This is a genomic window from Rhizobiaceae bacterium (assembly GCA_023953845.1).
In the GTDB taxonomy this organism is placed as follows: Bacteria; Pseudomonadota; Alphaproteobacteria; order Rhizobiales; family Rhizobiaceae; genus Arvimicrobium.
Window position 1 is genome coordinate 2,454,121 of the sequence record JAMLJC010000001.1, and the last position, 14,758, is coordinate 2,468,878.

The following is a 14,758-nucleotide window of genomic DNA, read 5'->3' on the forward strand; positions in this document are numbered from 1 at the left end:
CCTGCTCAGGCGGAATCCATGGCGTGCGTCAGGGACGGGTCCCAGCTCAGATGCACCACGGCGCCGTTTTTGGGGGCCGCCGTGGCGGTGTCGATGTGGCGCACGACGACGACTGGCCCGAGCGCGGTCTCGACCAGAATGCGCAGGATGCTGCCGAGGAACCGCGTCTCGACGATGCGGCCCTGAATGACGGGAAAGTCTGCGCGTTCGGCGGCGTCCAGCGCGATGAGTTCCGGCCGCACGCACAGCACGCTCGGCCCCTGCCGGGCCGCCGCGAGCGGCAGGGAGATGCCGCCTTCGGCGCTGAGCACCGACCCGCTGGCGCTCCCGGCGAAAAGATTGGCTTCGCCGAAGAAGCTTGCCACGAACGGGTTTGCGGGTCGTACATAGAGGTCGCGCGGCGTTGCCACCTGCTGCAGCTTGCCGCCATGCATCACGGCGACGCGGTCGGACAGGTTGAGCGCTTCCTCCTGATCGTGTGTCACGTAGATCACGGTCTGTCCGAGCGAGCGCTGCAGCGTCCGGATCTCTGTCTGCATGTCCTTGCGCAGATTGCGGTCCAGCGCGGCGAGCGGCTCGTCCATGAGCAGCGCGCGCGGATCGAACACGATGGAGCGGGCAAGCGCCACGCGCTGCTGCTGACCGCCGGAAAGCTGCGAGACGCGCCGTTCCGCATAGTCCTGCATGTGCACCCGCTCCAGCGCCCATTCGACGCGGCGGCGGATGACGTCCTTGGCCACGCCACGCACTTCGAGCGGGAAGGCGACGTTCTGGAGCACGTCGAGATGCGGAAAGAGCGCGTAGTTCTGGAAGACCACGCCGATGTCGCGGCGGTGAGGCGGGATGGCGGAGATGTCGCGGCCGCCCAGCAGCAGCCGGCCGGCGGTGGGCGCCACGAAGCCGGCGACGAGCATCAGCACGGTGGTCTTGCCCGATCCGCTGGGGCCGAGGATGCTCAGGAACTCGCCCGGCTCGATCGACAGGCTGACATTGTCGACGGCCGCCTGCGACCCGTAGTGCTTGGTGAGGCCGTCAAACTCGATGCCGACGCCCTGCGCGCCCTCTCCGCTGGCCTCGCCCTTCTCCCGGCTGGCGATCGCCGGAGCGGCCGCGCCGCTCGCCTGCATGGCGAGGGCATCCGGGTTGGCCGGCGCAGCCGGGGCCGGGCGCAGCCGCCAGAGATACAGCACCGCCATCACCAGGACGGCCAGCGCCAGCTGAACCGACGTGATGGCGGTGATCGTCTTGTCGATGCCGCCCATGGTGATGCCCTCCCACATGCGGCGGGGAAGCGTTTCGAGTTGCGGTCCGGAGAGAAACTGGGCCACGACGACCTCATCGAAGGAGAAGATGAATGCGAAGGCCGCGCCGGCGGCGATGGAGGGTGTCAGCAGGGGCAGCGTGACGCGGGCGATCGTCTTGTAAGGGCCGGCGCCCAGCGAGGCGGCGGCCCACTCCAGCCGGCCGTCGATGCTGAACAGGCGGGCGCCGACGGGCAGGATGACGAAAGGCAGCACGAGCACTGCGTGCGCGAAGGCCAGCGGAAAGAAGCCGCCGAGGAGCCGCAACCGGGCATAAAGCACGTAGAACCCCACCCCGATCACCATCAGCGGCACGATCATCGGTGCGATGAAGAGCAGCCGCAGCGCCTTGGCGAGCGAGGGCGGCACGCGGCTCATGGCAATGGCCGCCGGCACGCCGACGACGGTCGCAATGATGGCCGCGACGAAGGCCAGCTTCAGGCTCAGCAGCAGCGCCGCCTGCCAGCGCGGATCGGTGAAAAGCGTCTCGTACCAGCGCAGCGAGAGGCCGTTCGGAACGAGCACGAAACTGTCGTCGCTGCCCAGCGACACGGGCACGAGCACCAGCGCCGGCACGACGATGAAGAGGACGAGCACCCAGCCGTAACCGACGAGCAATCGACGGCCGCCCGTACCGAGCAGGAGCTCGTTCATGTCCGGCCCTTTCCGAAGATGCGGTCGACGCCGGCGATCTTCTCGTAGACGACGAGGATCGCGATGCTGACGACCAGCAGGACGACCGAGGTGGCGGCCGCCAGACGCAGATCCACCAGCACCTGGACCTGGTTCTGGATGGCCATGACGATTGTGTTGACGCGTCCGCCGCCGAGAATGGCCGGGGTGATGAAGAACCCGATCGCCATGGTGAAGACGAGGATGCTGCCGGCGACGAGGCCGGACAGCGAAAGCGGCAGGTAGATGCGCCTGAAGGCTTGCCAGGGCGTGGCGCCCAGGCTCAGCGCCGAGCGGACGAGCGACAGGTCGATCGCTTTCAGCGTCGGCACCATCGTCATAACCATGAACGGCAGCAGGATGTGGATCATGCCGATATAGACGCCGGTCTCGTTGTAGACGAGCGACAATGGCTGGTCGGTGAGCCCGGTGCCTGTGAGGACGGCGTTCACCAGACCGTTCCGCTGCAGGATGATGATCCAGCTGTAGGTGCGCGCGAGCACGCTGAGCCACAGGGAGATCAGCAGCGCCACGGTCATGAACCGGATCAGGGCGCCCTCGATATGCGCGAGCAGATAGGCGAGGGGATAGGCGACGAGGGCGCAGGCCACGGTGACGGTGAAGGCGAGCTGCAGCGTGAAAAGCGCGAGCCGGAGATAGACGGGCTCGAGCAGTTCCTCGTAACCGACCAGGCTGAAGCCCTGCGGGCCGCCGAAGCTCAGCCAGACGAGGTAGAGCAGCGGCACGACGAACAGCAGGCCCATAAGCGCCAGCGGCGCGATGAGCAACGCCAGCGTCGCGCGGTTGCGCTGGCGCTCCCATCCTTCGGCGCGAGCCGGCGAGGCGCTAAGCATAGGCGGCACGAACGATCCGGCACGAAAAGCAACCGGACGTCACGCATGGCGTGTCCGCGCGGTCGCAATAGGATACCGGCCTCGCCGATGATGTCGGCTGGGTTTGAAAGCCTGTCATTCGCAAAACGTTGTAAATTGCATGTTCCGGTCGCGCCCGTCTTGAGGTGCGGGCGCTTGCCATGACCGGAAACCTATCTCCCGAGCCCCTAACCAGCTAGCATTCTGCTCGTTCCGGCTATAGCTGCCGGTAATATCGGGAGCGCCGTGTGATCCATCGGCTCCACGGCTTTCCCGGCGCCGGATCAGGTTGCGGCGGGTGGGGAGCGTCTCCACATAGACCGCGCCGTGCCTTTCTGGATCAGCTTGCCGTTCTGGTTGATCACGCTGATGTCGCGGTCGACGATGTAGCGGCTGCCGTCGCTGGTCAGTTTCTTGGCTGCGATCTCCACCTCGATGTGGAGCGTGTCGCCGACAAAGATCGGTCCGAGGTATGACCATTCCTTTATGCCGAGCGCGCCGACCAGCGGGTCCGACGATTGCAGGAGCGGGGCTTCCAGATGACTGCCGAGGGAGAGCGCGACGCCGAACGTGCCCTGCACGAGCAGTTTTTCCAGCCCCTCCTTCCTGGCATATTCGACATCGCAATGGATGGGATGCCACCCGCCGGTCAGCATCATGAACATGGCATGATCGGCGTCGGTGACGGTGCGGCCCTGGCTGACGGATTTCTGCCCGACCTCGATCGTGTCGAAGGTGAAGCCGAGCGGGATCGTATTGGCGTGCTGCTGCATCAGCGGTCTCCTTTTCCAGACAGGGCAACGACGGCGTCGAGCGCCATTGGGCCGCCCGTTCCGGCGCGGCTGACCAGAGGGTTCACGTCGACGGAGACGAGCGCTTCGCCGAGGTCTTCGGCCATGTCGCTCAGGCCGACCAGCGCGTCCGCGATCCCGCCAATGTCATGCGGCTCGCCGCCGCGGTAGCCTTGCAGCAAGGTGGAGATGCGCGTGGATCGGATCAGTTCCAAGGCGCGTTCGTGCGTCAGGGGCAGGGAAGCGAAGGAGACGTCGCGGATCAGTTCGAGGAGCACGCCGCCCGCTCCGAACATCAGCGCAAGGCCCATTTCCGGGTCGCGCTGCAGGCCGAGCACGAGTTCCGTGCCGCCGACGATCTGCTGGCAGACCAGAATCCCGTCCAGCTCGCCCTCGAAGCCGGACCGTCGCACATTGTCCCGTATCAGCCGATAGGCGCTGCGGACGGCATCCGCATCGGCGAGGCCAAGCTGCACCGCGCCGATGTCGGATTTGTGCGCGAGCCGATCCGAAGCCGCCTTCAGCACGACGGGATAGCCGATCCGCGCCGCGAGTCCGGCGGCTTCGTCTTCGCTTTTCGCGAGCGCCTCGCCCGGGGCGGCGATGCCATAGGCGGCGAGCAGCTCTTTCGAATCCTGCTCGTTCAGCAGGAAACCGCCCGCGCGCGTCCGTGCCTTCTCCAGAACCTGCCGCGCTTCGGCGGGCAGTGGCCGGGCGGCGCGGCTGTCGGCAGCGCCCGCCTTGTGCCGCGCCGCCGTCTCGGACCAGTCGGCGAGTAACGCGAGCGCGCGCACTGATTTGTTGGTCTCCTGTATGAAAGCGACGTTGCGAAGCCCCGAACGGACCTCGCGCGTATAGTCCGTGTACATGCGCGAGAACATGGAGATGAAAGCGAGTTTTTTGCCGCGCCGCGTCACCAGATCATGGATGCCCTGGAAGCGCTCCTCCCAATGCGCCGCCATGCCGGTCTCGCGCGGAAGTTCGGCCTGAAGCACCAGCAGATCGAGATTGGGATCGTCGCAGAGTATGTCGACAGCCTCGATGTATTTCTCGACGCTGGTGAGCACGGTAAAGCCGCCATCGCAGGGATTGCCGGCTGATGAGCCGACGCCCAGCAGGTCCGACAGGCGTCTTTCCACCTCTTCCGCCAGCGGCGGGAACTTCAGGCCCGTGCCCGCCGCACCGTCGACCAGTATGCCCCTGAACGCGCCCGACAGGCTCAGCGCGCCGATATTGCGGCCGATCGGCACGCCGAGATGGACGACGAGTTCGATCGTCTCGATCGCCTCGTCCAGCGAGCCGACACGGATGACGCCGACTTCCTTCATCACTGCATCGAATATGGCGGCGCTGCCGGCCAGCGCGCCGGTATGCGTCATGGCGGCCTTGCGACCCTCCTCGCTCGCGCCGATCTTGAAGACGAGCACCGGCTTGCCGTTGTCGCGCGCCAGCGTGCAGGCCGCCTTGAACTTCTCCAGATCCTTGATCGATTCCAGATAGCAGAAGATGACCTTCGTCGCCTCGTCCTGCGCCAGATAGGCGATGTAATCGGCGCAGTTCAGCCCGATCTCGTTGCCGCTGGTGATCAGCTTGCCGATCTGGATGCCGCGATCGGCGAGGATATGGTTGGCATAGAGCAGCACGCCGCCGCTCTGGCCGACCAGCGAGACGACGCCCTTGCCGACCTGAAGCTTGCGATGGTCGACCAGCGTCACCAGGCCGCTGTCGGCGATGATGTTGCCGGTGCAGTTGGGACCGGTCACGGCGATGCCGGTCTGCCGGATGACGTCGGAGAGATCGGAAGCGAGTTTGAGCCCGTCGGCCTTGCCGTCCTCGCCGAAGCCCGAAGCGAAGACCGTCGCCGTGCGGGCTCCCGCCGCGGCGGCCGCCGCGAGGCCCGCCGGCACATGCTGGGCGGGGGTGAGGAAGGCGACATGGTCGGGCGCTTCCGGAAGGCTGGCGAAATCCTTGTAGCAGGTTTCGTCGCCGATGCGGTCGCGATTGGGATTAACCGCATAGATGGCGCCCCGGAAACCGTGCTCGTGCACCGTCTTCCATACCGTTGCCGGCCAGCTTCCCGGACGATCGCTGGCCCCGACAAGGACGATGTTGCGCGGCGCCACGAGAGCGCCCACCTTGCGTATCGCATCGTCCACGGATCGTCCGACTGCCGACATGTTTCAAGTTCCTCCGAGCAAGCGTTTCAAGAATGCGCGCGAACGGAAGCATGGCAGGCGCCCGCATGCGCCGTCCGCGCGGTGTGTTGAGCTGGACCCGACGGGCAGGTTTCGCGTCAGACCGACGAGCCGTGCCAGGGAATGAGGTATTTCCGCACGCCGACCACGGCCGCGTAGAAGGCGAAACCGAGCACCGAAAGGTGGATGATCACGGCGAAGAGCGCGGTCGTGTTGTAGGAGTTCATCTCCTTGACGGCGAGGTTGCCGAGACCGACGCTGCCGCCGAGATATTCGCCCACCACCGCGCCGATGATCGACAGCACGACGCCGACCTCCATGCCGGTGAGGATGTAGGGCAGCGAACTCGGCAGATCGAGCTGGGTGAGGCGCTGGAGACGCGTCGCATTGATGCTTTCCATCACCTCGACATGGCCACGATCGACGGACTTGATGCCCAGCACCGTGTTCAGCAGGATCGGGAAGAAGGCCAGTATGGTGGCGATCACCACCTTCGACGTCATGCCGAAGCCGAACCAGACGACGAAGAGCGGCACCAGCGCGACCTTCGGCACGACCTGCGTGGCGATGACGAACGGATTGAGCATCCGCTCCAGCCGGGGCATCTTGCCGAGCAGGATGCCGAGGCCGACGCCCAGCAGGCTGGCCAGAATGAAGCCGAGCAGCGTTTCCCACGCGGTCACGCCGGTATGGTACCAGACGCTGGCGGTGCCCAAGAATTCCATCCATTTCATTATCACGTCGGATGGAGGAGGCAGCACCAGCCTGCTGACGTTGAAGAGGCGCACATAGGCTTCCCAGCCGCCGAGGAAGAGGATGAGCAGAAGCAGGCTTCCGACCCACGCCGGAAACAACGGCGCGCCGCTGCCGCTCTCTCTGTCGATGTCGATGCTCATTGGTTCCCCGCTCGCCTCCGAAGCTTCCTGTATGAGCGTCGGCCCTGAATGCCGAAACTCCTGCGGTGTTCTCGTGTGGCAGCCTTCAAAGGCGCCGGAATCGTAGTGATGCCGCTGCGCCCGTGCCGACCCTGGCGCAGCGGTTAATGCTCAAGCTTGCCGCGCAGATAGCTGACGATCGACTGGAATTCCGGCAGTGCATGAATGTCGGAATCGCGCGGCCTCGAAAACGGAACTTCGATGACTTCCTGCACCCGGCCGGGCCGCGGCGAGAGAAGAACGATACGGCTGGCCAGGAACACCGCCTCGGCGATGGAATGGGTGACGAGCACGATCGTCTTGCGCGTCTCCATCCAGATCCGTTGAAGCTCGGTGTTCATGGTGTCGCGCGTGATCGCGTCGAGCGCGCCGAACGGCTCGTCCATCAGAAGGATGCCCGGATCGTAGCTCAGGGCGCGCGCGATCGCGGCGCGCTGGCGCATGCCGCCCGAAAGCTGGCGGGGATAGCTCTTCTCGAAACCCGCTATGCCTACGAGGGCGCAAAGCTCCCGCGCCTTGGCACGGCGTTGCGCCTTGTCGACGCCCCGCAGCTTGAGCGGCAGCGCGATGTTGTCTTCGACGCTCAACCATGGAAACAGGTTCGCTTCCTGGAATACCATGCCGAGTTGCGACAGCGCGCCGACGTTGCGCTTGCTGCTGGCCCAGAGATTCGACCCGCCGATCTCGATGTTGCCGGCGGTCGGCGGCTCCAGGCCGGCGATCATGCGCAGCATGGTCGTCTTCCCGCAGCCGGACGGCCCCAGCAGGATCGTCATGTCCTCGCCAGCAATGTCGAGCGTCGTCGGCGTGAGCGCCAGGACCCCCTTTTCCGGCGAGCCGAAGCGTTTCTCGGCGCCCTTCAGCGCTATGGATTTCGGAAGGACCCCGGAAGCGAGGGCCTGCGCATTCGTCATTTCATCGCCTCGTCGATGAATTCGTTGCTGTAGATGGCCTTCACGTCTCCAACCTCGGCAATGCCTGCCGTTGCAACAAGCCTGGCCGCACTCTCGAAGACTTCAGGCACATTGCGCATGACGTTCGCCTCGCCCTGCGCGAGCGTCAGCTCGTTATAGGACTTTATCGCGGCAAGACGGAAATCGCGATCCTCATTGGCCGTGATCTCGAACTTGGCGACGACCCGATCCAGGATCTGCGCGGGATCGGCCGAGATGATCTCGAGCGCCGAATTGCGCATGGCGCGCACGAATTTCACGACCGTGTCGCGGTTGGCCTGGGCGAACTGCTCCGTCATCACGATGACGCCGCCGGGCAACGGCGCATATTTGGAGGTGCTCCATATTTCCACCGGCTCGTTGTTTCGCTGCAGCAGGAGGGCGGTTTCGACCGTCGCCAGGAAGGCGTCGACGCGGCCCTGCTTCAGGATTTCGACATTGCCGGCATTCGAGCCGATGGCCTGCCGCGGCACCTCTGCGACCGGGATGTCGGCGCCTGCGAGCATGAGGTTCAGGATGTTCTCCTGACCGCCGCCCATGGACGCCACGCCGACATTTTTTCCGCGCAGGTCGGCGGGCGACATGATCGGGTCTTCCTTGCGGCTGACGAGATTGAAGATGCCGCCCTGAAGACTGGTGGCCACGGAGATCAGCCGGGTGTCCTGGGACGCGGAGGCCTTGAGGAGGTCGAGCAGCCCGATACGCGTGACGTTCGCCTGCTCCGCGATTACCTGCTGGATACCGACGGCCGTGCCGCGGGCATTGTTGATCTCGACATCGAGGCCTTCCTTCTCGAAATGACCGCCGACCACGGCGTTCATCTCCTGAAGATATTCCAGAGCCAGATCGAAGGGCTCCATGAAGACAAGCTTGGTCGCCGATTGTGCGAACACAGGCATGCCGCCGGACAGCAGCAGCGCACCGCCGGCGGCGGTGCCTTTCAGAAAGCTGCGCCGGGAGAGGATTTCGTTGCAAGCGTTCATGTCGTTCCCCTTATTCTGCACCATCAAAGTTCAGGTAGAATACTTTTGCGACCATGGGTCCCGCTTTTCCGCCGCGATCGCTCCGGCGTACTCATCGCGCAGCCGCGCGATGATCTCGGCGGCGGGCTCGGCCTTTCGCACCGCACCGACACCCTGGCCGGCGGACCAGATGTCCTTCCATGCCTTGGGCTGTTTATCGGCGTAGTTCATGTCGAATTTACCGCCGTTCCTGAGTTCGTCCGGGTTCAGCCCGACCGCGAGGAGGCTTGGCCTCAGCTTGTATGCCCATCCGCCTGTTATGGCGTTGGTCAGCACCAGATCCTTCGACTGGCATTCGATGACCATGTTCTTGTAGCGCTCGTCCGCAAGGCTTTCGTTCGAGGCGATGAACCGCGTGCCGACATAGACCAGATCCGCGCCCAGAGCCTGCGCGGACCGCACGGCATTGCCGTTGCCGATGGCGCCGCCGATCACGATGATCCCGTCATAGAACTCGCGGACCGCTTCCACGAACGCCGGGGCGGCGAGCTGGCCGGTATGGCCACCTGCGCCCGAGCAGACCAGAACGAGCCCGTCGGCCCCTGCATCGGCCGCCTTGCGCGCATATTCCGGCGTGTTGACGTCGGCGAACACGAGGCCGCCATAGGAATGGATGGCTTCGAGCGCCGGTTTTGGGCTGCCCAGCGCCGTGATCACCAGCGGCGGCTTGTATTTGAGGCAAAGCTCGAGATCGTCCCCGAGGCGCTGGTTCGTCGAATGCGTGATGAGGCTCAATGCCCATGGCGCGACCTTCTCGCCCGCCGCGCGGGCGGCGTCCAGACGGCGGGTCAGGTCGCCCAGCCATTCGTCCAGGATCTGCGGCGTTCTCGCATTCACCGTGGGGATGGAGCCGATGACGCCATTGCGACAGGCTTCCATGACGAGGTCGATGCTGGAAACAAGGAACATCGGCGCAGCGATGACCGGCATGGCCAACTGCTCTACCCAATCCGCCGGCAGGCGGCACTTGCCCGGTAAGGTCATTCTATCTCTGGCTACCCGCAATACACTTCTTGATCGGTCACTCGCCCGCAAGGTCTCGCCTGAGCGATGACGGTGGAACCGTATGGAGAGCGTTTCATAGAGCGAATATAGCCAGAAGGGCATTATTCGTTGTTGGTATGCCTGCCGGTTATGGACAGATGCCATTCCAGTGAGGCTTCGGGCGATGTGGCGGGCTTATACACGCAATCATGCAGCCGCGGACTGCTTTTGTCTTCAGCCTGCATCGGAAACATGGCAAGACATATAACGATAGGAAATAGCTACACTCATGACGGTGATGGACACCCCGCCAGCGGCCCCGCATGGTCGCCCGGAATTGTGTCAGGATTGCCGGAATGAGCGAGTCCACCAACCGATCCGCTGATCTCGATCTTGCCAATAGCGAGGTCTTCGAGCGGCTTTGCACGGCCAGGCCGATGCTGGTGGGCATGTCGACCGCGCGCGAGGCCATTCCGGGGATGGATTCGCATCTTGTCCTGCACGCCGGCCCGCCGGTGACATGGCAGAAGATGGCGCCGGCCATGCGGGCGGCGGTCTGCGGCGGGCTCGTCTTCGAAGGTCTCGCCGCATCGATCGGCGAGGCGGAAATGCTTGCCGCGTCCGGGGCGATCCGCTTCGCGCCGGCGCATGACCATGATGCGGCCGGCGCCATGGCGGGCATCATCACCGCGTCCATGCCGGTCTTCGTCGTCGAAGAGGAAAAATCCGGCGTCAGGGCCTATGTCTCGATCAATGAGGGTCTCGGCAAGGCGCTGCGCTTCGGCGCCAACGGGCCGGAGGTCCTGCAAAGGCTCCGCTGGATGCGTGACGAGTTCCATCCGCTGCTCGGTGAGGCGCTCGCGAAAGCCGGGCCGATGGATCTCAAGGCGATGGTCGCGGAAGCGCTGCGGCGGGGTGACGAGGCCCACAACCGCAACAAGGCGGCCACCAGCCAGTTCTTCCGCGAGATCGCGGTGCCATTGCTGGCCACGCGCGCGCCGCACGAGAAACTGGAAGCCGCCCTGCGCTTCATCGGCGGCAATGACCATTTCTTCCTGTCGCTTTCGATCGCCCATGCCAAGGCGACCTCCCTCTATGCGGAGCAGATCGGCCGTGGCAGCATCGTGACGGTGATGGCGGGCAACGGCGTCGAGGTCGGCATCCGCGTCGCCGGTCTGGGGCGGCGGTGGTTCACGGCGCCGGCCGGCGTCGCCAACGTCAAGCTCTTTCCCGGCCACGGCATCGAGGAGGCGACGCCGACCATGGGCGATTCCTATATTACCGAGAGCATCGGCCTGGGAGCCTTTGCGCTGGCTGCCGCGCCGGCGATCGCTTCCTTCATCGGCGGAACGGTGGAAGAGCTTCTGGCGCGTTCGGAAACCATGCGCGACATCACCGTGGGGGAGCATCCCGACTTCGTGATGCCGGCGCTCGGTTTTCGCGGCGTGCCCTGCGGCATCGACGTGCGCCGCGTGGTGGCGACGGGCATTGCGCCGCTCATCAACACCGGCATCGCGTCGAACATTGCCGGCGTCGGACAGATCGGCGCGGGAATCCAGGAGATTCCGCTGGCATGCTTCGACGAGGCGGCGTCGGCTCTCGGTCGCTGAGGCCTGAGGGTGCCGGACCGCACGATGGAGTACGGCTGATGAGCGTGACCTTTCTGTCGGACCTGATGTCTGAACTCGGCCAGCGCGGCCGCAATCTGCTGCTGCGCGGCCGCGAAACCCGCAAGAGCCCGGAGGAACTGTGTGAGGCGCTGGTCTCGCAGAAGGGCCAGATTTCCTGCTTCGTGCTGTCCGAGGCGATCTTCGACCATTGGGAAAAGCTGGACGAAAGCGGCCGCGAGGCCTTCCTGACCATGATCGCTGAGCGTTTAGGACCTGACCGGGAAGCGATAATGCGGGCCGTGGACGCGCTGAAGACGGACGCGGATATGGATGCCCTCTACCGTGTGCACCGCGCGAGCGAGCCGCGCGTGCAGGAACTGATCCGGCGTCTGAACCACGCGAGCAACGGCACGCAACGCCTCGTCAGGATGCGCGAGGCGTTGCTGAGCGCTCTGGAGACGAAGCCCTCCCTGAAGAATCTTGACGGGGACTTCTCCCATCTCTTCACGTCTTGGTTCAATCGCGGCTTTCTGGAACTGCTGCCCATCAACTGGGACACGTCGGCCAGCGTCCTGGAGAAGATCATCCGCTACGAGGCGGTTCACGAAATCACCGGCTGGGACGATCTGCGCCGCCGCATCGAGCCCCGGGACAGGAGGCTGTTCGCGTTCTTCCATCCGCAGATGCGCGACGAGCCGCTGATCTTTGTCGAGGTCGCGCTGACCGATCACGTGCCGGACAATATCGGTTCGCTGCTCGCCACGGGCCGCGCCGAACTCGATCCGCGCATGGCGACCACCGCCGTCTTCTATTCGATTTCCAATTGCCAGAAAGGTCTTCGCGGCATCTCTTTCGGCAACTTCCTGATCAAGCAGGTGGTCGACAAGCTGCGCGCCGAGTTTCCCAACCTCAGGAATTTCGTCACGTTGTCGCCGGTGCCGGGTTTCGCCGTCTGGCTCGACGGCGTTATCGCCGACAGGACGCAGGGGCTTCTTTCGCCGCAGGACGTCGAGCTGCTGAGCCTGATCGATGCGAGGGACTGGCAGGCGGACACGGAAGGACGACAGCAGCTCGGCGCCCTGCTGGAATCTCTCGCCGCCTTCTACTTCCTCGAGGCGAGAGACCCGAAGGGCCGTCCTCTCGATCCCGTCGCGCGCTTCCATCTCGGCAACGGAGCCTGTCTGGACAACATCCACGCTTTCGCGGACCTTTCCGACAAAGGACGCTCGGATGCCCGCACGCTGATGGTGAATTACCGCTACGCGACGGCCGACATCGAAACCAATCACGAGGCCTATGCCGAACGCGGTATTGTGGTCGCCTCTTCGAGCGTGAAGGGTATTCTGAGGAAATTCATGGCAAGAGCGAGGAACAACCAGATGCTCAACCACCAGTCGCAAGAAGATCATGTCGCATAATCTGTTCTCCCAGATTTCCTCACGGGTCTCCGACCCGAATGCATCCTTCATGCGCATGGCCGATGGCGCCGTGCTCAGCTATGGCGAAGCATTCGCCCTTTCCGCACGCTACGCGAACGTGCTTCGCAACAAGGGCGTCGTGATCGGCGACAGGGTCGCGGTGCAGGTCGAAAAATCGCCTGAGGCGATCATCCTCTATCTCGCCTGCCTGCGCGTCGGCGCGGCGTTCCTGCCGCTCAACACCGCATACACCACCGCGGAGCTCGAATATTTCATCGGCGACGCATCTCCGCACATCTTCGTCTGCGACCCCTCGAAACAGGACGAGATCGCGCCCGTATGCGGCGGGCATGGCGTCGCATCCCTGCTGACGCTGGGTGCGAAAGGCGAGGGCACGCTTCCGGAACTCGCCGCGTCGATGGACGACAGCTACCCGACGGCCGCAGTCGAGGCGAGCGACCTTGCGGCGATGCTCTATACCTCCGGCACCACCGGCCGTTCCAAGGGCGCGATGCTGACGCATGCCAATTTGTCGTCGAACGCGCGCACGCTTGTCGAATACTGGCAGTTCACGAAGGACGACGTGCTGCTGCACGCGCTGCCGATCTTCCACACGCACGGGCTTTTCGTGGCCACGAACGTGGTCCTGTTCGCCGGCGCCTCGATGATCTTCCTGCCGAAGTTCGATGTAGAGGCGATCCGCAGGGAGCTTCCCGGCGCGACCACGCTGATGGGCGTCCCGACCTTCTACACGCGGCTGGTGAAGGAGGACTGGCTCAACCGGGACAACACCGACCACATGCGGCTGTTCATCTCGGGCTCGGCGCCGCTGCTCGCCGAAACGCATCGCCAGTGGACGAACCGCACGGGCCATCACATCCTCGAGCGCTACGGCATGACGGAAACGAACATGATCACGTCGAACCCGTATGATGGCGAGCGGGTTCCGGGCTCGGTCGGCTTTCCCCTTCCGGGCGTCAATGTGCGCATCACGCATCTGGAAAGCGGGGAAATCCTGCCCGCGAACGAAGTGGGCATGATCGAGGTGAAGGGGCCGAACGTCTTCAAGGGCTACTGGCGCATGCCTGACAAGACACGCGCCGAATTCCGCGACGATGGCTACTTCATCACCGGCGATGTCGGCGTGATCGACGATCGTGGTTACATTTCGATCGTGGGCCGCAACAAGGATCTCGTCATCACCGGCGGATACAACGTCTATCCCAAGGAGATCGAGACGGAGATCGACAGGATGGAGGGCGTCGACGAAAGCGCCGTGATCGGTGTGCCGCATGGCGATTTCGGCGAGGCCGTGACTGCCGTCGTCGTGCTCCAGCCCGGCGCGTCCCTTACCGAGGCGGCGGTGCTGAAGGCGCTCGACGGGCGTCTGGCGAAATACAAGCTGCCGAAACGGGTGCTCTTCGACGCGGCCTTGCCTCGCAACACGATGGGCAAGGTGATCAAGGCCGATCTCAGGAAGAAATACGAGGACCTCTACAAATAGGGTCAGGCGGCGTTCGCACCGCCGGCCTCCACGGCCTTGCCGAAGTCGGCAAAGAACTGGTCGGCGAGTTTTTTCGCGACGCCATCGATCAGGCGCGAGCCGAGTTGCGCGATCTTGCCGCCGATATCGGCCTGGACGTCGTAGGCGAGACGGGTGGCTTCCCCCTCCGGTGTAAGATCGACGTTTGCGCCACCCTTGGCGAACCCCGCAATGCCGCCCTGGCCTTCGCCGACGATCCGGCAGCCATGCGGCGCATCGACGTCTTCGAAGCGCACCGTGCCTTTGAAGCGGGCCGCGATCGGGCCGATCTTCACTTTCACCACGGCGTTGAAAGTTCCATCCTCCGTTCTTTCGAGCGATTCGCATCCCGGAATGCTGGCGCGCAGGATCTCCGTATCGTTGATCGCTTCCCACACGCGGGAGCGCGCGGCGGCGAGGACGACTTCGTTCTTCAGCGTGAAAGCCATTGGGATCTCCAGATGCGGGAAAGCGCCGCGGGCT

The 14,758-nt window shown here is 64.4% G+C and carries 12 protein-coding genes; 3 read left to right on the forward strand and 9 right to left on the reverse strand.

The genetic code is table 11. The annotated features are described in order from the left end of the window. Positions 1-5: 5 nt before the first annotated feature. The 8 genes from M9955_11980 to M9955_12015 all read right to left on the reverse strand — a co-directional run bounded on the left by M9955_11980 (position 6) and on the right by M9955_12015 (position 9,725). The gene (locus M9955_11980; GenBank protein ID MCO5082362.1) at positions 6-1,955 is read right to left on the reverse strand and encodes an ATP-binding cassette domain-containing protein; all 1,950 of its coding nucleotides are present in this window, start codon (positions 1,953-1,955) and stop codon (positions 6-8) included. Continuing rightward, on the reverse strand, positions 1,952-2,827 hold the full coding sequence (locus M9955_11985) for an ABC transporter permease (GenBank protein ID MCO5082363.1): 876 nt from the start codon (positions 2,825-2,827) through the stop codon (positions 1,952-1,954). Before M9955_11985 ends, M9955_11980 begins: the two co-directional genes overlap by 4 nt. Before the next feature lie 302 nt (positions 2,828-3,129). Beyond that, positions 3,130-3,618, reverse strand: a complete 489-nt coding sequence (locus M9955_11990; GenBank protein MCO5082364.1) for a MaoC family dehydratase N-terminal domain-containing protein — start codon at positions 3,616-3,618, stop codon at positions 3,130-3,132. Then, positions 3,618-5,813: an acetate--CoA ligase family protein gene (locus M9955_11995; GenBank protein ID MCO5082365.1), complete on the reverse strand. Its 2,196-nt coding sequence runs from the start codon at positions 5,811-5,813 to the stop codon at positions 3,618-3,620. The genes M9955_11990 and M9955_11995 overlap by 1 nt, the downstream gene beginning before the upstream one ends. A gap of 116 nt (positions 5,814-5,929) precedes the next feature. Then, complete coding sequence (locus tag M9955_12000; GenBank protein ID MCO5082366.1) at positions 5,930-6,727, reverse strand: ABC transporter permease; 798 nt, start codon at positions 6,725-6,727, stop codon at positions 5,930-5,932. Between the two features lie 143 nt (positions 6,728-6,870). Next, the gene (locus M9955_12005; GenBank protein ID MCO5082367.1) at positions 6,871-7,680 is read right to left on the reverse strand and encodes an ABC transporter ATP-binding protein; all 810 of its coding nucleotides are present in this window, start codon (positions 7,678-7,680) and stop codon (positions 6,871-6,873) included. Further along, positions 7,677-8,702, reverse strand: coding sequence for an ABC transporter substrate-binding protein (locus tag M9955_12010; protein ID MCO5082368.1), 1,026 nt, complete (start codon positions 8,700-8,702; stop codon positions 7,677-7,679). Before M9955_12010 ends, M9955_12005 begins: the two co-directional genes overlap by 4 nt. Before the next feature lie 30 nt (positions 8,703-8,732). After that, a complete protein-coding gene (locus M9955_12015; protein MCO5082369.1) occupies positions 8,733-9,725 on the reverse strand; it encodes a nitronate monooxygenase in 993 nt (330 codons plus the stop codon). 356 nt (positions 9,726-10,081) lie between these two features. Here M9955_12015 and M9955_12020 point away from each other — a divergent pair, with 356 nt between their 5' ends. Genes M9955_12020 through M9955_12030 form a run of 3 tightly spaced genes read left to right on the forward strand, consistent with a single transcriptional unit; the run spans position 10,082 to position 14,257 of the window. Then, positions 10,082-11,335: a DUF1116 domain-containing protein gene (locus tag M9955_12020; GenBank protein ID MCO5082370.1), complete on the forward strand. Its 1,254-nt coding sequence runs from the start codon at positions 10,082-10,084 to the stop codon at positions 11,333-11,335. Positions 11,336-11,373: 38 nt separating this feature from the next. Then, complete coding sequence (locus M9955_12025) at positions 11,374-12,753, forward strand: malonyl-CoA decarboxylase (protein ID MCO5082371.1); 1,380 nt, start codon at positions 11,374-11,376, stop codon at positions 12,751-12,753. Next, positions 12,743-14,257: a malonyl-CoA synthase gene (locus M9955_12030; protein ID MCO5082372.1), complete on the forward strand. Its 1,515-nt coding sequence runs from the start codon at positions 12,743-12,745 to the stop codon at positions 14,255-14,257. Before M9955_12025 ends, M9955_12030 begins: the two co-directional genes overlap by 11 nt. A gap of 2 nt (positions 14,258-14,259) precedes the next feature. Here the strand turns inward: M9955_12030 and M9955_12035 are convergent, their stop codons facing one another. Then, complete coding sequence (locus M9955_12035; GenBank protein MCO5082373.1) at positions 14,260-14,724, reverse strand: carbon monoxide dehydrogenase subunit G; 465 nt, start codon at positions 14,722-14,724, stop codon at positions 14,260-14,262. Positions 14,725-14,758 lie beyond the last annotated feature (34 nt).